Annotated in this window: 20 protein-coding genes, 1 tRNA gene and 1 other RNA gene; 19 read left to right on the top strand and 3 right to left on the bottom strand. The window is 38.9% G+C overall.

The annotated features are described in order from the left end of the window. Window positions 1-6: 6 nt before the first annotated feature. The 4 genes from RWO85_RS03630 to ssrA all read left to right on the top strand — a co-directional run bounded on the left by RWO85_RS03630 (window position 7) and on the right by ssrA (window position 3,227). Entirely contained in the window at window positions 7-1,332 is a 1,326-nt protein-coding gene (locus RWO85_RS03630) for a CapA family protein (RefSeq protein WP_314414076.1), read from the top strand. A gap of 21 nt (window positions 1,333-1,353) precedes the next feature. Further along, window positions 1,354-2,181, top strand: coding sequence for an HAD family hydrolase (locus tag RWO85_RS03625; protein WP_314414074.1), 828 nt, complete (start codon window positions 1,354-1,356; stop codon window positions 2,179-2,181). 1 nt (window position 2,182) lies between these two features. Then, a complete protein-coding gene (locus RWO85_RS03620; RefSeq protein ID WP_314414072.1) occupies window positions 2,183-2,818 on the top strand; it encodes an SGNH/GDSL hydrolase family protein in 636 nt (211 codons plus the stop codon). A gap of 61 nt (window positions 2,819-2,879) precedes the next feature. Then, window positions 2,880-3,227: a transfer-messenger RNA gene (gene ssrA / locus RWO85_RS03615) on the top strand. 186 nt (window positions 3,228-3,413) lie between these two features. Here the strand turns inward: ssrA and RWO85_RS03610 are convergent. Continuing rightward, window positions 3,414-3,501 (bottom strand) — tRNA-Ser (locus tag RWO85_RS03610). 161 nt (window positions 3,502-3,662) lie between these two features. On the opposite strand from RWO85_RS03610, the gene RWO85_RS03605 reads away from it, so the two are divergent. From RWO85_RS03605 to RWO85_RS03585, 5 genes are all read left to right on the top strand, one after another. Beyond that, window positions 3,663-4,403 carry a DeoR/GlpR family DNA-binding transcription regulator gene (locus tag RWO85_RS03605; RefSeq protein WP_314414070.1) on the top strand — a complete coding sequence of 247 codons (741 nt, stop codon included), beginning with the start codon at window positions 3,663-3,665 and terminating at the stop codon, window positions 4,401-4,403. After that, on the top strand, window positions 4,400-5,311 hold the full coding sequence (gene pfkB, locus RWO85_RS03600; protein WP_314414068.1) for a 1-phosphofructokinase: 912 nt from the start codon (window positions 4,400-4,402) through the stop codon (window positions 5,309-5,311). Before RWO85_RS03605 ends, pfkB begins: the two co-directional genes overlap by 4 nt. Continuing rightward, window positions 5,308-7,260: a fructose-specific PTS transporter subunit EIIC gene (locus tag RWO85_RS03595; protein ID WP_314414066.1), complete on the top strand. Its 1,953-nt coding sequence runs from the start codon at window positions 5,308-5,310 to the stop codon at window positions 7,258-7,260. Before pfkB ends, RWO85_RS03595 begins: the two co-directional genes overlap by 4 nt. 128 nt (window positions 7,261-7,388) lie before the next feature. After that, entirely contained in the window at window positions 7,389-8,168 is a 780-nt protein-coding gene (locus tag RWO85_RS03590) for a hypothetical protein (RefSeq protein ID WP_314414064.1), read from the top strand. Between the two features lie 154 nt (window positions 8,169-8,322). After that, entirely contained in the window at window positions 8,323-10,626 is a 2,304-nt protein-coding gene (locus RWO85_RS03585) for a DNA translocase FtsK (RefSeq protein WP_314414063.1), read from the top strand. A 44-nt stretch (window positions 10,627-10,670) separates the two neighbouring features. Here the strand turns inward: RWO85_RS03585 and RWO85_RS03580 are convergent, their stop codons facing one another. Further along, on the bottom strand, window positions 10,671-11,114 hold the full coding sequence (locus RWO85_RS03580) for a DUF6556 family protein (protein ID WP_314414062.1): 444 nt from the start codon (window positions 11,112-11,114) through the stop codon (window positions 10,671-10,673). Window positions 11,115-11,275: 161 nt separating this feature from the next. On the opposite strand from RWO85_RS03580, the gene RWO85_RS03575 reads away from it, so the two are divergent. From RWO85_RS03575 to RWO85_RS03545, 7 genes are all read left to right on the top strand, one after another. Continuing rightward, entirely contained in the window at window positions 11,276-13,360 is a 2,085-nt protein-coding gene (locus tag RWO85_RS03575) for an ATP-binding cassette domain-containing protein (RefSeq protein WP_314414060.1), read from the top strand. 9 nt (window positions 13,361-13,369) lie between these two features. Continuing rightward, window positions 13,370-13,759 carry a hypothetical protein gene (locus tag RWO85_RS03570; RefSeq protein WP_314414057.1) on the top strand — a complete coding sequence of 130 codons (390 nt, stop codon included), beginning with the start codon at window positions 13,370-13,372 and terminating at the stop codon, window positions 13,757-13,759. Between the two features lie 160 nt (window positions 13,760-13,919). Then, window positions 13,920-15,062 carry a cysteine desulfurase family protein gene (locus RWO85_RS03565; RefSeq protein WP_314414056.1) on the top strand — a complete coding sequence of 381 codons (1,143 nt, stop codon included), beginning with the start codon at window positions 13,920-13,922 and terminating at the stop codon, window positions 15,060-15,062. Window positions 15,063-15,070: 8 nt separating this feature from the next. Then, the gene (gene thiI, locus RWO85_RS03560) at window positions 15,071-16,285 is read left to right on the top strand and encodes a tRNA uracil 4-sulfurtransferase ThiI (protein WP_314414055.1); all 1,215 of its coding nucleotides are present in this window, start codon (window positions 15,071-15,073) and stop codon (window positions 16,283-16,285) included. 134 nt (window positions 16,286-16,419) lie between these two features. Continuing rightward, window positions 16,420-17,244 (top strand): alpha/beta hydrolase, encoded by an 825-nt coding sequence (locus RWO85_RS03555; protein ID WP_314414054.1) that lies wholly within the window; start codon window positions 16,420-16,422, stop codon window positions 17,242-17,244. Between the two features lie 18 nt (window positions 17,245-17,262). Continuing rightward, window positions 17,263-18,003: an esterase family protein gene (locus tag RWO85_RS03550; protein ID WP_000546753.1), complete on the top strand. Its 741-nt coding sequence runs from the start codon at window positions 17,263-17,265 to the stop codon at window positions 18,001-18,003. Window positions 18,004-18,015: 12 nt separating this feature from the next. Then, window positions 18,016-19,182, top strand: a complete 1,167-nt coding sequence (locus RWO85_RS03545; protein ID WP_314414053.1) for a carbamoyl phosphate synthase large subunit — start codon at window positions 18,016-18,018, stop codon at window positions 19,180-19,182. Window positions 19,183-19,486: 304 nt separating this feature from the next. Here the strand turns inward: RWO85_RS03545 and RWO85_RS03540 are convergent, their stop codons facing one another. Further along, window positions 19,487-20,350: a helix-turn-helix transcriptional regulator gene (locus tag RWO85_RS03540; RefSeq protein WP_261140597.1), complete on the bottom strand. Its 864-nt coding sequence runs from the start codon at window positions 20,348-20,350 to the stop codon at window positions 19,487-19,489. A 191-nt stretch (window positions 20,351-20,541) separates the two neighbouring features. Between RWO85_RS03540 and RWO85_RS03535 the strand changes: the two genes are divergently transcribed. The 3 genes from RWO85_RS03535 (at window position 20,542) to cbpJ (ending at window position 23,445) form a co-directional block, all read left to right on the top strand. Further along, on the top strand, window positions 20,542-20,712 hold the full coding sequence (locus RWO85_RS03535; RefSeq protein WP_033629011.1) for a PhrA family quorum-sensing system peptide: 171 nt from the start codon (window positions 20,542-20,544) through the stop codon (window positions 20,710-20,712). A 447-nt stretch (window positions 20,713-21,159) separates the two neighbouring features. Beyond that, the gene (locus RWO85_RS03530; RefSeq protein WP_314414052.1) at window positions 21,160-22,431 is read left to right on the top strand and encodes a trypsin-like peptidase domain-containing protein; all 1,272 of its coding nucleotides are present in this window, start codon (window positions 21,160-21,162) and stop codon (window positions 22,429-22,431) included. Window positions 22,432-22,449: 18 nt separating this feature from the next. Further along, a complete protein-coding gene (gene cbpJ, locus RWO85_RS03525; RefSeq protein ID WP_268717993.1) occupies window positions 22,450-23,445 on the top strand; it encodes a choline-binding protein CbpJ in 996 nt (331 codons plus the stop codon). The last annotated feature ends 286 nt before the right edge of the window (window positions 23,446-23,731 follow it).

The raw sequence follows: 23,731 nt of genomic DNA, 5'->3' as shown, positions 1-23,731 counted from the left end.
ATGAAGATGCAAAGAAGACAAGATAGATATAAACGTGGACCAGTTTTTCATTTTGTGAGGGGTTTTGTAAACTTTTTTAGGAGTTATCGCAAGTGGAGCAATAAGGGATTTGTGGCCATACTCTTGCTAGCAGTTGCTTTATCAATGGGCTTGGTCTTGTTGTTTGAAAGCTTCCAAGGAATCCCTTTAACCAGTCAAAAAAAGGATACCATTTCTCAAGAAGCAAATAAGACCAATCAAAATGCTAAAGATCAGGAAGAGGAAAAAACTGCAAGAATTATGGCCAACGGGGATCTCCTCTATCATATTCCCATCTATCGTTCTGCCTTAAAAGAAGATGGAACCTATGATTTTCATGAAAATTTTGACTATGTGAAACCATGGCTCAAACAAGCAGACCTGATTATAGGTGATTTTGAAGGTACTGTAAACAAGGACCATTATTTGGCTGGTTATCCTCTCTTTAATGCACCTGGCGAAGTCATGGATGCCATCAAGGATGCTGGTTATCAAGTGCTAGACTTGGCGCATAACCATATCCTAGATTCACAAATAGAAGGTGTCGTTTCAACAGCAGATGCTATTGAGAAGGCAGGAATGACACCTATTGGAGTGTATACGCATGAGTCACGTGATCAAGCTCCTCTTGTAATTAAGGAAGTGAATGGTATCAAGGTTGCACTTTTGGCCTATTCTTATGGATTTAATGGAATTGAGCAAAGTATTTCTCAAGAAGACTATAACCGCTATCTTTCAGACCTAAATGAAGACAAGATGAAGGCTGAAATTGAACGAGCAGAGAAGGAAGCAGATATCACCATTATCATGCCTCAGATGGGGGTGGAGTATCGCTTGGAACCAACTGAAGAACAAAAAGTTCTTTATCACAAGATGATTGATTGGGGAGCGGATATTATCTTTGGAGGGCATCCTCACGTTGTAGAACCATCTGAAACAGTTGAAAAAGATGGGGATAAGAAACTCATTATCTATTCAATGGGGAACTTCATTTCCAATCAACGAATTGAAACCATGCAAGACGAAGAGAATGCTAAGTGGACAGAGCGTGGCGTGCTCATGGATGTGACCATTAAGAAAAAAGCAGGTAAGACGACAATCGAAACGGCCAAAGCGCATCCTTCTTGGGTAAACCGTACACCGAAAGGAACCTATTCTCCAGAAGGTTATCCACTCTTCCTTTACCAAACCTATATCTTAGAAGATTTTATCGAGGGTGGTAGTCATCGTGACCAGTTAGATGAAGCAACTAAGGAACGAATTGATACAGCCTATAAAGAAATGAACGAACATGTAGGATTGAAGTGGGATTAGTTTGAATCCAGAGGAAAGAAAATGACGATTAAAGTAATTGCGACAGATATGGATGGGACCTTGCTGGATGCTAGAGGCCAGCTTGATATCCCACGCTTGGAAAAGATTTTAGATCAGTTGGATCAAAGGGGTATTCGTTTTGTCATCGCGACGGGCAATGAAATTCACCGCATGAGGCAACTATTGGAGCACTTGGTGGATCGAGTGGTTTTGGTTGTTGCTAACGGTGCTCGTATTTTTGAAAATAATGAACTGATTCAGGCTCAGACTTGGGATGACGCCATTGTCGACAAGGCTTTGGCTCATTTCAAGGATCGAGCGTGTCAGGACCAGTTTGTTGTAACGGGGATGAAGGGTGGTTTCGTCAAGGAAGGTACGATTTTTACAGACCTTGAAAGTTTTATGACTCCAGAAATGATTGAAAAATTCTACCAACGGATGCAATTTGTGGATGAGTTAACATCTGACCTTTTTGGAGGAGTGCTCAAGATGAGTATGGTAGTTGGTGAGGAGCGTTTGAGTTCGGTCTTGGAAGAAATCAATGACCTCTTTGATGGCCGCGTTCGGGCTGTATCGAGTGGCTATGGTTGCATTGATATCCTCCAAGCTGGAATTCATAAAGCATGGGGATTGGAAGAATTACTCAAGCGCTGGGACTTGAACCCCCAACAAATCATGGCTTTTGGTGATAGTGAAAATGATGTTGAAATGCTTGAAATGGCTGGAATTGCCTATGCGATGGAAAATGCTGATGATAAAGCCAAATCTGTGGCAACTGCTCTAGCGCCAGCCAACAGCCAAGGAGGAGTTTATCAAGTCTTGGAAAACTGGTTAGAAAAAGGAGAATGAAGTGGCAGTACAGTTATTAGAAAATTGGTTACTAAAGGAACAAGAAAAAATCCAAACCAAGTATCGTCACTTAAATCAAGTTTCTGTTGTAAAACCAGATGTTCTCTTTATTGGGGATTCCATTGTCGAATATTATCCTCTACAGGAATTATTTGGGACCTCAAAGACAATTGTCAATCGAGGCATTCGAGGTTATCAGACAGGGCTGTTACGAGAGAACCTAGATGCGCATCTTTATGGTGGAGCAGTAGATAAAATTGTCCTTTTGATTGGGACAAATGATATCGGAAAAGATGTACCTGTTAATGAGGCTCTCAATAATCTCGAAGTTATCATTCAATCCATTGCTCGTGATTATCCATTGACAGAGATTAAACTGCTTTCCATTTTGCCAGTCAATGAGGGAGAGGAGTACAAGCAGACAGTCTATATCCGAACGAATGAAAAAATTCAGGAGTGGAATCAAGCCTATAAAGAACTTGCCTCTGCCTATATGCAGGTAGAATTTGTGCCAGTTTTTGATAGTTTGACAGACCAAGCAGGCCAACTCAAAAAAGAATATACAACTGATGGGCTGCATCTTAGTGTTACTGGTTATCAGGTTTTGACCAAAGCTTTGAAAGACTATCTTTTGTAGTTAGTTGATTTCCTTTTTGCATTTTGGAGTTAGATAAGGTATAATGGTTTTATTGTCTTTTGGGGTCGTTACGGATTCGACAGGCATTATGAGGCATATTTTGCGACTCGTGTGGCGACGTAAACGCTCAGTTAAATATAACTGCAAAAAATAACACTTCTTACGCTCTAGCTGCCTAAAAACCAGCAGGCGTGACCCGATTTGGATTGCTCGTGTTCAATGACAGGTCTTATTATTAGCGAGATACGATTGAGTCTTGTCTAGTGGCTTGATAAGAGATTGATAGACTCGCAGTTTCTAGGCTTGAGTTATGTGTCGAGGGACTGTTAAACTAATACATAACCTATGGTTGTAGACAAATATGTTGGCAGGTGTTTGGACGTGGGTTCGACTCCCACCGGCTCCATTATTCCTTTGCATTCCTTAGTAAAACGTTGTTAAATCAACGTTTTTTATTTTTGTCTTTGGTATTCCTTGGCATTCTTTTGCGAAAAAGGATACAACAAAGGAGTCACAAACAGACCCTATTTTTAAAAAAGGGATACAAAAAAGGATACAACATTTGTTGCATCCAAAAAATAATTTTTCTTTTCCACGGAAGACATGGGATTCGAACCCACGCACGCTGTTACACGCCTACCGCGTTTCCAACACGGCCTCTTAAGCCTCTTGAGTAATCTTCCAATACTTACTCAAATAGTCTACCATAAAGGCTCTTATCTTGCAATAAAAATTTTGGAAATAAGAAAAATGACAGATTTTGAAAGAAAATGACAAAAAGCGCTTGACTTTGAAAGAAAGTGTGATAGAATGAATAGTGTAAACGATAACAGGAGGTGATTCAGTGTTAAAAACAGAGCGGAAACAATTGATTTTAGAGGAGTTAAATCAACATCATGTAGTTTCTCTAGAAAAATTAGTTAGTTTGCTAGAGACCTCAGAATCAACGGTTCGAAGAGACTTGGATGAGTTGGAAGCAGAAAACAAGCTTCGTCGTGTGCATGGTGGAGCAGAATTACCCCACTCCTTGCAGGAAGAAGAAACTATTCAAGAAAAATCTATCAAAAACCTTCAAGAGAAAAAGCTACTTGCTCAGAAGGCAGCTTCTCTTATTAAGGAACAAGATGTCATCTTTATCGACGCTGGAACAACGACAGCCTTTTTGATTCATGAATTGGTCAATAAGAATGTCACAGTTGTGACCAACTCTATTCACCATGCAGCTCAGTTGGTTGAAAAGCAGATTCCGACTGTCATGGTTGGAGGAAGTGTCAAGATGGCGACAGATGCTAGCATCGGGGGCGTTGCTCTCAACCAGATTAACCAATTGCACTTTGACCGTGCCTTTATCGGGATGAATGGTGTGGATGATGGTTATTATACGACTCCTGATATGGAGGAAGGAGCTGTGAAGCGTGCTATTTTGGAGAATGCCAAACAGACCTATGTCTTGGTGGATTCGTCTAAAATTGGACAAACTTGCTTTGCTAAGGTAGCTCCACTCAAACGAGCTATTATTATCACAAGTAAAGGGCATGAGCTCTTGCAGGCTATTAAGGAGAAAACGGAGGTAATAGAAGTATGATTTATACAGTCACACTCAATCCATCCATTGACTATATTGTGCGCTTGGGCCAAGTCCAAGTTGGTAGTGTCAATCGTATGGACAGTGATGATAAGTTTGCTGGTGGGAAAGGAATCAATGTCAGTCGTGTCTTGAAACGTTTGGGTATTCCAAATACAGCGACGGGATTTATCGGAGGCTTTACTGGTAAATTTATCACAGATACCCTTGCAGAGGAAGAAATCGAGACACGTTTTGTCCAAGTAGCAGAAGATACTCGTATCAATGTTAAAATCAAAGCAGACCAAGAAACAGAAATCAACGGAACGGGTCCAACTGTTGAACCAGCTCAGCTAGAAGAATTGAAAGCTATTTTATCTAGTCTGACAGCAGATGATGCGGTTGTGTTTGCGGGTTCGAGTGCTAAAAACCTAGGAAATGTTATCTACAAGGATTTGATTGCCTTGACACGTCAGACGGGTGCGCAAGTGGTTTGTGACTTTGAAGGACAGACCTTGATTGATAGTTTGGACTACCAGCCACTTTTGGTCAAACCAAACAATCATGAACTTGGAGCGATTTTTGGGGTTAAACTCGAAAGTTTAGAGCAAATTGAGAACTATGCTCGAGAATTGCTGGTTAAAGGTGCTCAAAATGTTATTATCTCTATGGCTGGTGATGGTGCCCTTCTTGTCACATCTGATGGAGCTTACTTCGCTAACCCCATCAAGGGAACAGTGAAAAATTCAGTTGGAGCTGGTGATTCTATGGTTGCCGGATTTACAGGTGAATTTGTCAAATCAAAAGATGCAGTAGAAGCCTTTAAATGGGGAGTGGCTTGTGGAACAGCAACCACCTTCTCGGATGACTTGGCAACGGCGGAATTTATTAAAGAAACATATGAAAAAGTTGAGGTAGAAAAACGATGAAAATTCAAGACCTATTGAGAAAAGATGTTATGTTGCTGGATTTGCAGGCAACTGAAAAAACAGCTGTCATCGACGAGATGATTAAAAGTTTGACAGACCACGGTTATGTAACAGATTTTGAAACCTTTAAAGAAGGAATTTTGGCGCGTGAAGCTTTGACTTCTACTGGTTTAGGAGACGGTATCGCAATGCCTCACAGCAAAAACGCTGCTGTCAAAGAAGCGACAGTTCTCTTTGCCAAGTCAAACAAGGGTGTTGACTACGAGAGCTTGGATGGACAAGCAACTGACCTCTTCTTTATGATTGCGGCTCCAGAAGGTGCCAATGATACTCACTTGGCAGCCTTGGCAGAATTGTCTCAATACTTGATGAAAGACGGTTTTGCTGACAAACTTCGTCAAGCAACATCAGCTGACCAAGTCATTGAACTCTTTGACCAAGCTTCAGAAAAAACTGAGGGACCTGCTCAAGCACCTGCCAATGACTCTGCTGACTTTATCGTAGCTGTTACAGCTTGTACAACAGGTATTGCCCACACTTACATGGCCCAAGAAGCTCTTCAAAAAGTGGCTACTGAAATGGGTGTTGGAATTAAGGTCGAAACCAACGGTGCTAGTGGTGTTGGTAACCAACTAACTGCGGAAGACATTCGTAAGGCTAAAGCTGTTATCATCGCTGCAGACAAGGCAGTTGAAATGGATCGTTTCGATGGCAAACCATTGATCAATCGTCCAGTTGCTGACGGTATCCGTAAAACAGAAGAATTGATTAACTTGGCTCTTTCAGGAGACGCTGAAGTTTATCGTGCTGCTAATGGAATAAAAGCTGCAACAGCAAGCAATGAAAAACAAAGTCTTGGAGGTACCTTCTACAAACACTTGATGAGTGGTGTATCTCAAATGTTGCCATTCGTTATCGGTGGTGGTATCATGATTGCCCTTGCCTTCTTGATTGATGGTGCTTTGGGTGTTCCAAATGAAAATCTTGGTAATCTTGGTTCCTACCATGAGCTAGCTTCTATGTTCATGAAAATTGGTGGAGCTGCCTTTGGTTTGATGCTTCCAGTCTTTGCAGGTTATGTTGCTTACTCTATCGCTGAAAAACCAGGTTTGGTAGCAGGTTTCGTGGCTGGTGCTATTGCCAAAGAAGGTTTTGCCTTTGGTAAAATCCCTTATGCCGCTGGTGGTGAAGCAACTTCAACTCTTGCAGGTGTCTCATCTGGTTTCCTAGGTGCCCTTGTTGGTGGATTTATCGCAGGTGCTTTGGTTCTTGCTATCAAGAAATACGTTAAAGTTCCTCGTTCACTTGAAGGTGCAAAATCAATCCTTCTCTTGCCACTTCTTGGAACAATCTTGACTGGATTTGTCATGCTAGCTGTTAATATCCCAATGGCAGCAATCAACACTGCTATGAATGACTTCCTAGGCGGTCTTGGAGGCGGTTCAGCTGTCCTTCTTGGTATCGTTCTTGGAGGAATGATGGCTGTCGATATGGGTGGACCAGTTAACAAAGCTGCCTATGTCTTTGGTACTGGTACGCTTGCAGCAACTGTTTCTTCAGGTGGTTCTGTGGCTATGGCAGCAGTTATGGCTGGAGGAATGGTGCCACCACTTGCAATCTTTGTCGCAACGCTTCTTTTCAAAGATAAATTTACTAAGGAAGAACGTAACTCAGGTTTGACAAACATCATCATGGGCTTGTCATTTATCACTGAGGGAGCAATTCCATTTGGTGCAGCTGATCCAGCTCGTGCGATTCCAAGCTTCATCCTTGGTTCAGCAGTAGCAGGTGGCCTCGTTGGTCTCACTGGTATCAAACTCATGGCGCCACATGGAGGAATCTTCGTTATCGCCCTTACTTCAAATGCCCTCCTTTATCTCGTTTCTGTCTTGGTAGGAGCAATCGTAAGTGGTGTGGTTTATGGTTACCTACGCAAACCACAAGCATAAAAAATAGAAAAATGAAAAGATTGTACCGTTTGGTGCAGTCTTTTTTAAAGAATTTGACAAATAAGTTTTTGAATGATATCCTAAAATAAAACTCATAGAAATGAAAAAACATAATGAGAGTATTTTAAATGAATATAATTGAATTTATTATGAATTTAGATTGGAAGAAGATAGTAGAGTCAGTTTTATCAGCTCTATTGGCTTCTGGAATAATCGGTGGTTTTGGTTACTTAATAACGAAAAAAATTATGAGAGACTTACGCATTGCAAAAGAAATGAAATCGTATGGTTTTAAAGGTGTGGTGTCAATGAAAAAGCATTTGACTAGAGAGATTAAAAAGTTATGTAAAAATACTAAAAGATTGGATTTGTTTTTTATATCGGGAATTGGTTTTTTTACGGAAAATAAAGCGGTCTTAGAAAATGCTATGAACAATGGAATGAAAATTCGTTTTTTGTGTTCTCAGACCTATACCTCTTTTTTGTCAGATTTAGAGAAACTTGAGAATAAAGAAGAGTTGCGTAAGCCTGGTACAAATATTAGTACCGAAATTGAAGATGTGACTGAAAAATATAGTAAATATATAGAAAATGGACAAATGGAAATTCGCTATTATTCAACACAATATCGCTTGCCATTTATGTTGGTTTATAAAAAAAAGAAAAATATGAAGATGACAAAGGCTTTTTTAAGAGTTACTCTGCCTCCATATAATTGGGAGACCAATTTTGTGTTGATAGGTGAACGTAAAACTACTAAAAAAGATGACTTTTTTAAAACTAATAATGATGAAATAGATTTCATTTCTATGATGGAAAAACATTTCGATTGTGTTTGGGAAGTTGCGGATAGGGAAATAGATAGAAAACAAGAAATAAAATATACAAATTTCAAAGTAGAATCTTAAAAGTCTAAACATAGAGACTTTGTTTATTAAAATAAAAATATAATAGCAATTATATTAAATATAATCATGATAAAAAAGATTGCACTAAGGACTGGCCACTTATCCAGTCTTTTTCTCTTTCCGAAATGCCTGTGAAATATGGTATAATAGAAGAATGGTAAACAAGAATACAAGTAAAACAAGACGGAGACCGTCTAAAGCAGAACTCGAAAGAAAAGAAGCGATTCAACGAATGTTGATTTCGTTGGGAATCGCGCTTTTATTGATTTTTGCAGCCTTCAAATTAGGGGCTGCAGGTATAACCCTTTACAATCTAATTCGCTTGCTGGTGGGGAGCCTAGCTTATCTGGCAATATTTGGTATCTTGCTCTACCTCTTCTTTTTCAAGTGGATACGAAAACAGGAAGGACTCTTATCTGGATTTTTCACCATATTTGCAGGTTTGCTTTTGATTTTTGAGGCCTACTTAGTTTGGCAATATGGTTTGGACAAGTCGGTCTTAAAAGGAACCATGGCTCAGGTTGTAACGGATTTGACTGGTTTTCGAACGACCAGTTTTGCTGGAGGGGGCTTGATTGGGGTCGCTCTTTATATGCCAACCGCCTTTCTTTTTTCAAATATCGGTACTTACTTTATTGGAGTTATCTTGATTTTAGTGGGGACTCTCCTCGTCAGCTCTTGGTCTGTTTATGATGTTGCTGAATTTTTCAGTAGAGGCTTTGCTAAATGGCGGGAAGGGCATGAGCGTCGAAAAGAGGAACGCTTTGTCAAACAAGAAGAAAAAGCTCGCCAAAAGGCTGAGCAAGAGGCTAGATTAGAACAAGAAGAAGCTGAAAAAGCCTTACTCGATTTGCCTCCTGTTGATATGGAAACGGGTGAAATTTTGACAGAAGATGTTGTGCTTGACGTTCCACCTATTCCAGAAGAAGAGTGGGTGGAACCAGAAATTATCCTACCTCAAACTGAACTTGAATTCCTTGAACAGGAAGAGGGCTCTGATGATGAAGATGTTCAGGTAGATTTTTCAGCAAAAGAAGCCCTCGAATATAAACTTCCAAGCTTACAACTCTTTGCCCCTGATAAACCCAAAGACCAGTCTAAAGAGAAGAAAATCGTTCGTGAAAACATCAAAATCCTAGAAGAAACCTTTGCTAGCTTTGGTATCAAGGTAACAGTTGAACGGGCTGAAATTGGGCCATCAGTGACCAAGTATGAAGTCAAGCCAGCAGTTGGAGTACGAGTCAACCGCATTTCCAATCTAGCAGATGACTTAGCACTTGCACTGGCTGCTAAGGATGTTCGTATCGAAGCTCCAATCCCTGGGAAATCTCTCGTTGGAATCGAAGTGCCTAATTCTGAGATTGCGACTGTGTCTTTCCGAGAACTTTGGGAACAATCTCAAACGAAAGCAGAAAATCTCTTGGAAATTCCTTTAGGGAAGGCTGTTAATGGCACCGCAAGAGCTTTTGACCTTTCTAAAATGCCCCACTTGCTAGTCGCGGGTTCAACGGGTTCAGGAAAGTCAGTAGCTGTTAACGGCATTATCGCCAGCATCCTCATGAAGGCGAGACCCGATCAAGTTAAGTTTATGATGGTCGATCCTAAGATGGTTGAGTTATCTGTTTACAATGATATTCCCCATCTCTTGATTCCAGTTGTGACCAATCCACGCAAAGCCAGCAAGGCTCTCCAAAAGGTTGTGGATGAAATGGAAAATCGTTATGAACTCTTTGCCAAGGTAGGAGTCCGTAATATTGCAGGCTTTAATGCCAAGGTAGAAGAGTTCAATGCCCAGTCTGAGTACAAGCAGATTCCGCTGCCACTCATTGTCGTGATTGTAGATGAGTTGGCTGACCTTATGATGGTGGCCAGCAAGGAAGTAGAAGATGCTATTATCCGTCTAGGACAGAAGGCGCGGGCTGCAGGTATCCACATGATTCTTGCAACTCAGCGTCCATCCGTTGATGTCATCTCTGGTTTGATTAAGGCCAATGTCCCATCTCGTGTCGCTTTCGCAGTTTCATCAGGGACAGATTCCCGTACGATTTTAGATGAAAATGGAGCTGAGAAACTGCTTGGTCGAGGAGACATGCTCTTTAAACCGATTGATGAAAATCATCCAGTTCGTCTACAAGGCTCCTTTATCTCGGATGATGATGTCGAACGCATCGTAAACTATATCAAGGATCAGGCAGATGCGGACTACGATGAGAGTTTTGATCCAGGTGAGGTTTCTGAAAATGAAGGAGAATTTTCAGATGGTGAATCTGGTGGTGATCCGCTCTTTGAAGAAGCCAAAGCTCTAGTCATTGAAACTCAGAAAGCCAGCGCATCCATGATTCAGCGTCGTTTATCAGTTGGATTTAACCGTGCGACCCGTCTCATGGAGGAGCTTGAGATGGCAGGTGTCATTGGTCCAGCTGAAGGTACCAAACCAAGAAAAGTTTTACAACAATAAAAAAATAGCTTCTTTCCAAATTTGGAAGGAGGCTATTTTACTGGCTATTGATTGCTTTTATTTTCTGAAGTTGGAGTATTGGACTGTTTTTCATTTTCATTAGTCGATTTACTTGGAGCAGGAGTAGTAGAGTTTTGAGTTGCTGTTTGCTGCTCTTCTTTTTTCTGTTCTTCTTTTTTCTCTTCCTTGACGCTAGATTTTGGCGTTTCCTCTTGCTGTGTTTTTTCTTGAGAAGTGTTGTTTTCCTTATTGGGGCTAGTGTTTTCCTGAGGGGATTCTTTTTGAATTTCTTTGATAATTGTTGTGGTCTGGCTTGTCGTAGGTTCTTTTTTAGTATTTTTGTTATTATCCAAGGCGTTCATGATCGTGATACTTGCGGTAATTAAGCCAAGAATACTAGCGATAGTCGCAACGGTTTTTTGAAAGACTGTAAAGCCCTTTTTGATATGTTCTGTTTTTGGTTTTGAAGTTCTACGATAATTAGACATGCATTCTCTCCTTTAATTAAAATTTATTATACCTCATTTCTTTAAAAAAATCTTAAAAAAAGAGGAGATTTTTCTACACGAACTTCAGTAATTAGTTGAAATAAAATATGACTTATAATAGAATAAAATAAAGAAAGCGATTTCAAAAAGGAGGTCGTTATATGTTCGAAATTAGAAATTTGAGTCTCTCTTTTGCAGGCAGGCGGTTGCTAGAGCCAACAGATTTGATATTTGAAAGGGGAAAAGTATATACAATATATGGGAAGTCAGGCGTAGGAAAGTCTTCTTTACTGAATAAAATTGGTTTGCTCTCTGCTACGGACCCTAGTGTTTCTTATTTCTTCGATGGAAAGGAGATTGATATCGAAAATAAGAAATCAGTCTCTGTCTTTATAGCTGAAGAAGTGGCCTTTGTATTTCAGGGGCGAAATCTAATAAATGATTTGACCGTATTTGAAAATTTAAGACTAGCTTTAAACTTTTATGGCTTGAGTCCAGATGAAATAGAAAGTAAAATTGATACAGTATTGGCGGATTTACAGATTTCTTCTTTAAAGCATGCTTATCCAGAAGATTTATCCGGTGGTGAAGAACAACGAGTGGCAATCGCAAGAGCCTTAGTTACAGAAAAGACTCTCATCTTAGCTGATGAACCAACAAGTTCTTTGGATAAAGAAAATAGAGAAAAAGTCTCCGCCTTGTTAATTGATTTAGCTCACAAATATCATAAAATTGTATTGATTGTTTCGCATGATGAGGCGATGATTGCAATAGGAGATGTTCAGCTTCATTTTAAAGACCATAAATTAGTTGGGAATTGTCTTGTTTTGAATTCTGATGAAGGGATAAAGGATTCTAAGAAGTGGTCCTCCTGTTTGTCGTCTTCTCATACGAAGCTATCCGTTTTGAAACATAGAAGGCCTTTTTTACCTAGATTATTAGCGTTTTTTATCGCTCTTGTAGTTGCTATAGCAGTAACCTCTATTAACTTTCAGTCCTTATTTGCAGATAAGTATCACCAACTGGTGAACAACTCACTCGAAAATGGCTTCTTGGTGATTAATGATTCGCTTCATTTACAAACTACAAAAGTGTTGGATGATTTTCTTAGTTTTGATAAGGAGGAAATCACCTCAATTAGCACAAGTCAGAATATTCAAACCGTCAAGCCTTATATGGAGTTTCTCTCTTTGGGTATGACGTTTGATAATTCAAAAGACTATTCACAACTTCAAAAGAACTTTCAGCCAACTTTGACTATTGATGGTCAGACCAGAAGCTTGACAAGAAATTTTTCAATTCAACCCTTGTATCAGACAAATACAACACAGAGGCAGATAGAGTATTTTGATAGGAGCAATGAAAAAGGGATTTATCTATCTGAGCAATTCATTTCAGATGAAAAATTACCGAATATAGTTTCGGGAACTACCGTGACACTGACTTTTTATATTCCAATTTCTTTATATGAATCAAGTATAGAGAAAGAGGGGAATATATTGAAAGGAGATGGCGATTTATTTGTCAAAGTGGATAAAACATATCCTGTTTTAGGGATTGTTAAAAAAAGTTATCCGTTTGAATATTCCCCTTATGGGAACACCCTATTTATGAATATTGCTGAAATGGAAGAATTGCAAAATGAAGCTATTCAACAGCATCCCATGACGAAGATGGCTTTAGATGGTTTTCCTTTGAAATCATGGATGCCGAGTGCGATTCATGTGTTACTAAAGGATAGCGGTGCTATTCCTGAAGAATTGAGTAGAATAAGAGCAATCTCTTCACAAATTACTATTTTATCATCATATGAAAACTACGAAGAATTTAATAAAGGACTCACCTATATCAGGCAATTTTTAATGTTGCTATCCCTAGTCTTACTCATCCTTGTCATCGCAGTATTGTCCTTTGTTTTCTTTTTGCTCAATCGTCCTCGACGCTTTGAAGTAGGGATTTTAAAATCTTTGGGATACAGTACTCAAAATATTGTTTGGCTTTTCTTAAAAGAATTAATTGGTTATGGTAAAACGATTTCGATATTAGCAAGTTGTTTACTCGTCATTCTTTCCATTTTAGCAATGCAAGTGCTTAAATTGGAAATTTCAGATGTTTTTAAATTCTATCTAACTTCCGTTTTCACCTTAATTGGATTATCAGTCTCAGTACTGATAATAAGTGGCTTACTACCTATATACACAACTTGTAGGCAAACAGTTGTCGATACTATCCGAAAGAATGGATGAGGAGATATCATGAAACATAAGATAATGAAGAAAATAATAGTGGTAGTGTTTGCTATCCCATGGTTAACATTTTTTAGTCAAGTACATGCAGATTATGTAAGTAAGTCTAGTTCTTTAGACGGTTATAGCTTGGTAGGCTTGAATGTTCTTAATGTGACTTTTAATGCTTCTGGTAATTCTTCTGGCTATTCTGATACTTATAGTGGTAGTGTGTCAAATATGTATTTCACTGACTGGGCTTGGTTTCCTAATACGATAAGTAATCGTTCCACTTGGAAAAGTTCGATTTCATATGGTCAACGCGCAAATGGTACAGTCCATATAGGTGTAGGAGTAAATTCGCCTTGGGGAGCGGTTAATCTCTGGGGCGGACAAAATTACTTTTCTTTAGATTTTTAACAGAAATAATCAAAGTTAGATAGAATGAATAAGAATGCTCTTGATGATGGTATCAAGAGTATTTTATGTTATTCAGATTAATGCAAACATTGCCCTTTCTTGTCGCAAGCTCCGTTTCATGATACAATAGAGGGAGTGATTTTAGAAAGCGTGAGAAAACATGATTTACTTTGATAATTCGGCGACGACCAAGCCCTATCCTGAAGCCCTTGAAACCTATATGCAGGTCGCTTCAAAAATTTTAGGAAATCCATCTAGTCTCCATCGTTTGGGAGACCAGGCAACACGAATCTTAGATGCTTCTCGCCAACAGATTGCGGATTTAATCGGTAAGAAAAGCGATGAAATTTTCTTTACATCTGGTGGAACAGAAGGAGATAACTGGGTTATCAAGGGTGTTGCCTTTGAAAAAGCACAGTTTGGCAAGCACATCATCGTATCAGCCATTGAACATCCGGCAGTCAAAGAGTCAGCCCTCTGGTTGAAAAGTCAAGGGTTTGAAGTGGATTTTGCTCCAGTAGATGAGAAAGGATTTGTGGATGTTGAAGCTCTAACAGATTTGATAAGACCTGATACGACCCTCGTTTCCGTCATGGCTGTGAACAATGAAATCGGTTCTATCCAACCTATTGAGGCTATTTCAGAACTCTTGGCAGACAAGCCGACTATTTCCTTCCACGTTGATGCAGTTCAGGCACTTACTAAAATTCCGACTGAAAAATATTTGACTGATCGAGTGGATTTCGCGACTTTCTCTAGTCACAAGTTCCACGGAGTTCGAGGTGTTGGCTTTGTCTATATCAAGTCTGGCAAGAAGATTATGCCTCTTTTAACAGGTGGTGGTCAGGAGCGAGATTATCGTTCGACAACTGAAAATGTAGCAGGGATTGCAGCGACAGCCAAGGCTCTCCGTTTGTCTATGGAGAAGCTAGATTTCTTTACAAGCAAGACTGGGCAGATGAAGGCAGTGATTCGCCAAGCCCTTCTTGACTATCCAGATATTTTTGTCTTTTCAGATGAGAAAGACTTTGCCCCTCATATCCTGACTTTTGGAATCAAAGGTGTTCGTGGTGAAGTTATTGTTCACGCCTTTGAAGACTATGATATCTTCATTTCAACGACCTCTGCTTGTTCGTCCAAGGCTGGGAAACCTGCAGGTACCTTGATTGCTATGGGAGTGAATAAGGACAAGGCCCAGTCAGCAGTTCGTTTGAGTCTTGACTTAGAAAATGATATGAGTCAAGTTGAGCAATTTTTGACTAAATTAAAATTAATTTATAATCAAACTAGAAAAGTAAGGTAGGAGCATTTATGCAGTATTCAGAAATTATGATTCGCTATGGAGAATTGTCAACCAAACACAAAAATCGTATGCGTTTCATCAATAAACTTCGTAATAATATTTCAGACGTTTTGTCTATCTATCCCCAAGTTAAGGTAACCGCAGATCGCGACCGTGCCCATGCTTATCTCAATGGAGCTGATTACACCGCAGTAGCAGAATCCCTCAAACAAGTATTTGGAATTCAAAACTTCTCTCCCGTTTATAAAGTCGAAAAGTCTGTGGAAGTTCTTAAGTCTGCTGTCCAAGAGATTATGAAAGAAACTTACAAGGAAGGGATGACCTTTAAAATCACTGGTAAGCGTAGCGACCACACCTTTGAACTTGATAGTCGTGAACTCAATCAAACTCTTGGTAGTGCTGTTTTCAAGGCTATTCCAAACGTGAAAGCTCAGATGAAAAATCCAGATATTAATCTTCAGGTTGAGATTCGTGAGGAAGCGGCTTATATTTCCTATGAAACTTTTCGTGGAGCAGGAGGATTACCTGTGGGAAGTTCTGGTAAAGGCATGCTCATGTTATCAGGAGGAATTGATTCACCTGTGGCAGGTTATCTAGCTCTTAAACGAGGGGTAGATATTGAGGCGGTTCACTTTGCTAGTCCACCATATACTAGTCCAGGGGCTCTTAAAAAAGCGCAGGACTTGACTCGTAAATTGACCAAGTTTGGGGGCAATATCCAGTTTATCGAGGTGCCTTTCACAGAGATTCAAGAGGAAATCAAGGCTAAAGCGCCAGAAGCCTATCTTATGACCTTAACACGCCGTTTTATGATGCGAATTACTGATCGTATCCGTGAGGTACGAAATGGTTTAGTTATCATCAATGGGGAAAGTCTTGGTCAAGTAGCCAGCCAGACCTTGGAAAGCATGCAGACTATCAACGCTGTGACCAGCACTCCAATCATTCGTCCCGTGGTTACTATGGATAAGTTGGAAATCATTGACATCGCTCAGGCAATCGATACCTTTAATATTTCTATCCAGCCTTTTGAAGACTGCTGTACGATTTTTGCACCTGACCGTCCTAAGACCAATCCTAAGATTAAAAATGCAGAGCAGTATGAAAAACGGATGGATGTTAAGGGATTAGTCGAGCGAGCAGTGGCAGGGATTATGATTACTGAGATTACACCTCAAACTGAAAAAGATGAAGTCGATGATTTGATTGATAATCTGCTCTAATCAGAAAATCCAAAAGAATTTAGAAAAATAAATGAAAAAGTTAGTTTTTAATCCAAAAATGGAAGCAAAACTGACTTTTTTCTATAATTGTGATATAATGAGATAAAATTTTGAATATAGAGAGTTTTCTGACAATGAATCAATCCTACTTTTATTTAAAAATGAAAGAACACAAACTCAAGGTTCCTTACACTGGTAAGGAGCGTCGTGTACGTGTTCTTCTTCCTAAAGATTATGAGAAAGACACGGATTGTTCTTATCCTGTTGTTTACTTTCATGACGGGCAGAATGTTTTTTATAGCAAGGAGTCTTTCATTGGTCACTCGTGGAAGATTATCCCAGCCATCAAACGTAATCCTGATATCAGTCGCATGATTGTCGTTGCTATTGATAATGATGGTATGGGGCGGATGAATGAGTATGCGGCTTGGAAGTTCCAAGAATCTCCTATCCCAGGACAGCAATTTGGCGGTAAGGGCGTGGAGTATGCCGAGTTTGTCATGGAGGTGGTCAAGCCTTTTATCGATGAGACCTACCGTACCAAAGCTGATCGCCAGCATACGGCTATGATTGGCTCGTCACTAGGAGGCAATATTACCCAGTTTATCGGTTTGGAATACCAAGACCAAATTGGTTGTCTAGGGGTCTTTTCATCTGCCAACTGGCTTCACCAAGACGCCTTTAACCGCTATATCGAGCGCCAGAAACTATCGCCTGACCAGCGTATCTTTACCTATGTTGGAACAGAAGAAGCAGATGATACGGACAAGACCCTGATGGCTGGCAATATCAAGCAAGCCTATATCGACTCGTCGCTTCGCTATTACCATGATTTGATTGCAGGTGGAGTAGGCTTGGATAATCTTGTCTTGAAAGTTCAGTCGGGTGCCATCCATAGTGAAATTCCTTGGTCGGAAAATTTACCAGACTGTCTGAGATTTTTTGCAGAAAACTGGTAAAGTAAGAAAGGAGATAATATGCATATTGAACATCTTAGCCACTGGAGTGGTCACCTCAACCGTGAAATGTACCTCAACCGTTATGGTCATGCTGGGATTCCAGTTGTGGTCTTTGCTTCATCAGGTGGTAGCCACAACGAATACTATGATTTTGGCATGATTGATGCCTGTGCTTCCTTTATAGAGGAAGGCCGTGTCCAGTTCTTCACCCTATCTAGTGTGGATAGTGAGAGCTGGTTAGCCACTTGGAAAAATGGTCATGATCAAGCAGAGATGCACCGTGCCTACGAACGCTACGTGATTGAGGAGGCCATTCCTTTTATCAAGCATAAGACAGGTTGGTTTGATGGCATGATGACGACAGGTTGCTCGATGGGCGCCTACCATGCACTCAATTTCTTCCTCCAGCATCCAGATGTCTTTACCAAGGTGATTGCCCTCAGTGGAGTTTACGATGCACGTTTCTTTGTCGGCGATTACTACAATGATGATGCAATTTACCAAAACTCGCCAGTAGATTATATTTGGAATCAGAACGACGGCTGGTTTATTGACCGTTACCGTCAGGCAGAGATTGTGCTGTGTACGGGTCTTGGAGCCTGGGAACAAGACGGGCTACCATCCTTTTACAAGCTCAAAGAAGCCTTTGACCAGAAACAAATCCCAGCCTGGTTTGCTGAATGGGGACACGATGTCGCCCACGACTGGGAATGGTGGCGCAAACAAATGCCTTATTTCCTCGGAAATCTCTATTTATAAAAGGAGTTACCTATGAATTACCTTGTTATTTCTCCCTACTATCCACAAAACTTTCAACAGTTTACCATTGAGCTAGCTAATAAAGGCATCACAGTCTTGGGAATTGGTCAAGAACCATACGAGCAATTGGATGAGCCTTTACGCAATAGCCTGACCGAGTATTTCCGTGTAGATAATCTTGAGAATATAGATGAAGTCAAACGTGCAGTTGCTTTTCTGTTCTACAAACATGGCCCAATTGACCGCATCGAGTCCCATAATGAATACTGGCTAGAGCTGGACGCAACACTCAGAGAACAATTCAATGTTTTTGGTGCCAAACCAGAGGATCTCAAAAAGACGAAATTTAAGTCTGAAATGAAGAAGCTTTTCAAAAAAGCAGGTGTCCCTGTGGTGCCTGGAGCTGTTATCAAGACGGAAGCAGATGTGGATCAAGCAGTGAATGAAATCGGCCTTCCAATGATTGCAAAACCTGATAATGGAGTGGGAGCAGCCGCGACCTTTAAGCTTGAAACAGAAGACGATATCAATCACTTCAAGCAAGAATGGGACCATTCGACCCTTTATTTCTTTGAAAAATTTGTCACTTCCAGCGAAATTTGCACCTTTGATGGTCTAGTGGACAAGTATGGAAAGATTGTCTTCTCAACAACCTTTGACTACGCCTATACACCGCTTGATCTCATGATTTACAAGATGGACAATTCTTATTACGTTCTCAAGGATATGGATCCTAAATTACGTAAATATGGTGAGGCAATTGTCAAGGAATTTGGCATGAAAGAACGGTTCTTCCATATTGAGTTCTTCCGTGAAGGGGATGATTACATCGCCATCGAGTACAATAACCGCCCTGCAGGTGGTTTCACCATTGATGTTTATAACTTTGCTCATTCCTTGGACCTCTATCGTGGCTATGCAGCTATTGTCGCAGGAGAAGAGTTCCCAGTTTCAGAGTTTGAAGCTCAATATTGTTTGGCTACTTCTCGACGTGCAAATGCTCACTATGTTTATTCAGAAGAGGACTTACTTGCCAAATATAGTCAGCAGTTCAAGGTTAAAAAAATCATGCCAGAGGCCTTCGCGGAACTTCAAGGAGATTACCTGTATATGCTGACAACTCCGAGTCGACAAGAAATGGATCAGATGATTGCAGATTTCGGACAACGTCAGTCTTAAGAGACTATAGGGTTAAGGAGAATAACTTTCTTAATCCTTTTGTTTTGTCTGATAAAAAATAAGAGCATCCTAACAAAGTAGCTATCATAAGATTCGCTTGGAAATTATAGTGAACTGAATCTGAAGTAGTAGACTGTAGTTCCTAAAGCATTGTTGGAACTTAGTTTGAGTTTCCTAATCAATTTGTTTAGTTTTTTAAATTATGTGACTATTAGTCACATAATAATAAGGCTGATAGTATTAATTTCACTATCAGCCTTACAGATTATTTAACGTTTCAGAAAAACTATAATGTCAAGATTAACTAAACAGTATCTAATTCCTTCAAATAATTTTCTATCTTCATCAACATTAAAGGATTGTTATAAATCTTACATAACTCTTTTGCTTCTATATAATAATTTTTGACTTGTTCTTTGTCTAGAAATTTGGCTCCAGCATTTCCTACAAGAATAAGTAGAGGAGCCAGTTGGTAGCTTGTCTGTCTTTGTTTACAGAGTTCAATCGTCTCAAGAGCTTCTTGGATGGCTTCGTTATATTTTTCCTTTGACACTAGGTAGTGAGCGTAGTTGTAACGAACTCTGATGTAGCCAAATAAAAACTCTTGATGCTCAAAATTTTTTGTCTGATATAACTCCATTAAATGAGAGTAGTTTGCTTCATATTCTTGTTCACGACCCACTAAGGAATAGAAATTAGATAGAGTATTCAATGCCTTTAAATAAATCAGAGTATTTGAGGAGACTTTTAATAATATATTTTCCAATGAAGAAATAGCCTCACACTTACTGTCATATTGATAGAAGTCAATAATAGCTTTAATCCATTCAAGGTAAGTTCGGTCTTCTAGTGTTAGAAAAGTACTTCGTTCAATCTCTATTCTATAAATATATTCCAAATTGTCATAATTTCTGTCATCTAATAGTCGAGCAGATAATTGCTTGAAATTAGAGAGGTTAGATTTAATTTCAATTTGTTCATTGAAAAAATAATCTAATGGTACTTCAAGTCGTTGTGAGAGTTTGAACAAAAGGTCTGCGGAGGGAATGAAATGTCCTCTCTCAATTTTACTAATCTGGCTTTGTTCACAAATTCCTTCTGCAAGAGTTTGTTGGGAGAGACCTAACTCTTTTCTTTTCAATCTGAATTTCTCTGCGAGTGTATTCATTAAAGATAATAAACCTTCCTATTTGCTTAATTTCATTATAAAATTTTTAGTTCAAAATAGCAAGTTAAAGAAATAAATAATTCTTTATGGCAATAAAAAAACAAAAAAGTCAAAAATTACATAAAAATGCTTGGCTAAATAAAATATATCTGTTAAAATAAAAACAAGGAAACAGAAAGGGGTTTCATTGCATGAGAAAAAAACGTGGAATTAAAAAAATAGTTATATTTGTATTACTAAGTGTTCTTGCATTTGGTAATACAATTCCCTATCAACAGTTTGTTCAGAAGAATAGACAAATGGAAGTTCGAGTACAAGCACAAAAAAAATCGAATGGACTTGATGTTGGAAAGGCAGATTAAAGAATAATGGAATAGAATTAGTCTCTAGTATATTCGCTTTTATTATTCATTAAAAATTGTAGGGGCAAGTTTGAAAAAAATAAAAATTAGTTGATTGCTTATCTCTCCAAATTTTGGGTATCCTAATAGGATAAATAATTTTTAACACGAGGGGTCTCCCTTCACCAAATTTGAGTCTGCCTATCCCTTGACTATTCTTTCCCTTCACAAACGAGTCGCTTATTCAATTATAAGTTTACGTGCTCCTAGTCACAGTTCTTGTGCTTGATGGAAAGAATGACACCTATAAAAATGCGAGGTAGTGGCTATACCACTCACTTATTCACCTCCCCGTGATTTGTAGTAGTGATAGGCTCTTTCACTATTATTATAAAACAAAATAAAGAGCACAACACTTTTTCATTTTGTGTTATGCCTTGAGTGAAACGAAAGGAATTAATTATAAAAATGAAGAAAACATTTTATCGCAAATTCGGTATTTCAATTATTGCTAGTATTTTATTGGCTACTCAGCTATCTACAGTATCTGCTTTGACTGTTATTTCTAATACAGGTGAAGAATATGAGGTAAGTGAAACTTTACAAGAGAGTCCAGGAAGTAATAATTTTTCCCTTCCAGATATTTCACCGACTTACGGTCAATTTTTTACAAGTCAGCCGGAAGCAATTATTGGGAGTAATGACTTAGTTTCTATTGAGAATACTTTACAATATCCTTATTCTACATCAGTCTATGTAGAGTCTGTATTTCATGGTGTAGAAAATGGTAAAAACAAAACTTATAGGGGGAGTGCTAATTTTATAAAGGACAATATTCTTATTACTGCAGCTCATAATATCTATAAACATGAGTTTGGAAAAGATGCTGAAGAATTATATGTTACTCCTGCTGCCACACCCAATAATGCTCCATTTGGTACAGTAAAAGTAAAGAAATATTACTATCTAAAAAATTATGTGTCAGACAATCCAAGTACGCATTCAAAGAATGATTTAGCGTTATTAGTTTTAGAAGAGCCTATTGGGACTAAAACAGGGACACTTGGTCTCTCATCTTTATCTACAAATCTTTCTGGTTTGAATGTAACTGTTACAGGTTATTCAGCGCTCTCTGAAGCTGTACAGATGTATACAGATACTAGAAACGTAATACGTGATACAGGGGATTTCTTATATTATGATGTAGATACATATGGTGGCGCTAGTGGTGCTGCTGTCTATGATGCTTCACATCGTGTCGTAGGTGTACACATAGGAAATGAATCAAGAGGATCAGATATTGTTAATTTGGCAGTAAAATTAAATGAACAAAACCTATCCTTTATTTATTCCATCCTTGAGGGACATTCTATTGATGGTTGGAAATTGATTAGTGGTACGTGGTATTACTATAAGAATAGTACGAAACAAACAGGTTGGCAAAGTATAAATGGCAAATGGTATTATCTTGAAACCTCTGGTTCAATGTCCACAGGTTGGAAATATGTACGAGGAAGATGGTATTATTTAGATAAGACCAATGGTGATATGAAGACTGGTTGGTATAAAGATGGTTCAACGTGGTACTATCTAGATCCTACTAATGGAGATATGAAGACAGGTTGGATAAAAGTAGGAGGAAACTGGTATTATCTCAATTCCTCTGGAGCAATGGTTACAGGTAGCCAAACTATCGATGGTAAAGTTTATAATTTCGCTTCATCTGGTGAGTGGATTTAATATTGGAGGTATATATAAATGAAACTTTTGAAAAAAACTATGCAAGTTGGACTAACAGCAATTTTCTTTGGTTTGCTAGCTACCAATACAGTATTTGCAGATGATTCTGAAGGTTGGCAATTTGTCCAAGAAAATGGTAGAACCTACTACAAGAAGGGTGACATCAAAGAAACCGACTGGCGAGTGATTGATGGCAAGACCTATTATTTTGATTATAATGGTGAAATGGTTGTTGGTTGGCAATACATTCCAATGCCAGTTAAAGGATATACAATTGGTCCTTACCCTAATGGCATAAGATTAGAAGGTTCCCCAATGCCAGAATGGTACTACTTTGACAAAAATGGAGTGCTACAAGAGTTTGTTGGTTGGAAAGCATTAGAGGTTAAAACTAAAGACAGTGTTGGAAGAAAGTATGGGGAAAAACGTACAAAACCGGAAGATAAAGAAGAGAAGAGTTTTTACACGAACTATTACTTTAATCAAAATCATTCTTTAGAGACAGGTTGGCTTTATGACCAGTCTAATTGGTATTATCTAGCTAAAACGGAAATTAATGGAGAAAACTATATTGGTGGTGAAAGACGTGCAGGTTGGATAAATGATGGTTCAGCTTGGTACTATCTAGATTCAGAAACTGGTATCATGCAAACTGGTTGGAAGGAACTTGGCAATAAGTGGTACTACCTCCGTTCATCAGGAGTGATGGCGACTAGCTGGTATCAAGATGGTTCAACGTGGTATTATCTAGATGCTCAAAACGGTGATATGAAGACTGGTTGGGCTAATGTTGGTAATAAATGGTACTATCTTCGTTCATCAGGTGCAATGTCCACAGGTTGGGTGAAAGATGGTTCAATATGGTACTATCTAAATGTAAGTAATGGAGATATGAAAACAGGCTGGTTCCAAGTCAATGGTAAATGGTACTATGCGTATGGTTCAGGTGCTCTAGCTGTTAATACCACAGTAGATGGTTACTACGTAAACTATAATGGTGAGTGGGTTAAGTAACGAATGCTAATCGTAACTGTAGTTGATACTTAACTTAGTAAAAAGGGCTTTTTTCTACCATTTGTCAACTCTATCAATTTTTAAGAATTAAATGAGTCAAGACAGTAGTTATTCAGTATATTTATCTACTGTAGTAGGTTGAAGAAAAGCTAAGAATGAGAAAGAGTCTGGGACAAAAGTCTAACCTTAAATATAAAAAGCGAACAAAACAAGTTATCTGACAATCAGAATCCTGTCTTGTTCGCTTTTTTGTCTAATCTATCGATTTTAAAAATTTATAATAAAG

Origin of the sequence: uncultured Streptococcus sp. (assembly GCF_963521865.1) — a bacterium.
Classification (GTDB): Bacteria; Bacillota; Bacilli; order Lactobacillales; family Streptococcaceae; genus Streptococcus.
This window is presented reverse-complemented; position numbering and strand designations above follow the sequence as displayed.

Bases quoted from the DNA above. Each gene is read 5' to 3' on its own strand.
- RWO85_RS03630 (WP_314414076.1), top strand. From the start codon at position 7: ATGCAAAGAAGACAAGATAGATATAAACGTGGACCAGTTTTTCATTTT.
- RWO85_RS03625 (WP_314414074.1), top strand. From the start codon at position 1,354: ATGACGATTAAAGTAATTGCGACAGATATGGATGGGACCTTGCTGGAT.
- pfkB (WP_314414068.1), top strand. From the start codon at position 4,400: ATGATTTATACAGTCACACTCAATCCATCCATTGACTATATTGTGCGC.
- RWO85_RS03595 (WP_314414066.1), top strand. From the start codon at position 5,308: ATGAAAATTCAAGACCTATTGAGAAAAGATGTTATGTTGCTGGATTTG.
- RWO85_RS03590 (WP_314414064.1), top strand. From the start codon at position 7,389: ATGAATATAATTGAATTTATTATGAATTTAGATTGGAAGAAGATAGTA.
- RWO85_RS03585 (WP_314414063.1), top strand. From the start codon at position 8,323: ATGGTAAACAAGAATACAAGTAAAACAAGACGGAGACCGTCTAAAGCA.
- RWO85_RS03580 (WP_314414062.1), bottom strand. From the start codon at position 11,114: ATGTCTAATTATCGTAGAACTTCAAAACCAAAAACAGAACATATCAAA.
- RWO85_RS03575 (WP_314414060.1), top strand. From the start codon at position 11,276: ATGTTCGAAATTAGAAATTTGAGTCTCTCTTTTGCAGGCAGGCGGTTG.
- RWO85_RS03570 (WP_314414057.1), top strand. From the start codon at position 13,370: ATGAAACATAAGATAATGAAGAAAATAATAGTGGTAGTGTTTGCTATC.
- RWO85_RS03565 (WP_314414056.1), top strand. From the start codon at position 13,920: ATGATTTACTTTGATAATTCGGCGACGACCAAGCCCTATCCTGAAGCC.
- thiI (WP_314414055.1), top strand. From the start codon at position 15,071: ATGCAGTATTCAGAAATTATGATTCGCTATGGAGAATTGTCAACCAAA.
- RWO85_RS03555 (WP_314414054.1), top strand. From the start codon at position 16,420: ATGAATCAATCCTACTTTTATTTAAAAATGAAAGAACACAAACTCAAG.
- RWO85_RS03550 (WP_000546753.1), top strand. From the start codon at position 17,263: ATGCATATTGAACATCTTAGCCACTGGAGTGGTCACCTCAACCGTGAA.
- RWO85_RS03545 (WP_314414053.1), top strand. From the start codon at position 18,016: ATGAATTACCTTGTTATTTCTCCCTACTATCCACAAAACTTTCAACAG.
- RWO85_RS03540 (WP_261140597.1), bottom strand. From the start codon at position 20,350: ATGAATACACTCGCAGAGAAATTCAGATTGAAAAGAAAAGAGTTAGGT.
- RWO85_RS03535 (WP_033629011.1), top strand. From the start codon at position 20,542: ATGAGAAAAAAACGTGGAATTAAAAAAATAGTTATATTTGTATTACTA.
- RWO85_RS03530 (WP_314414052.1), top strand. From the start codon at position 21,160: ATGAAGAAAACATTTTATCGCAAATTCGGTATTTCAATTATTGCTAGT.
- cbpJ (WP_268717993.1), top strand. From the start codon at position 22,450: ATGAAACTTTTGAAAAAAACTATGCAAGTTGGACTAACAGCAATTTTC.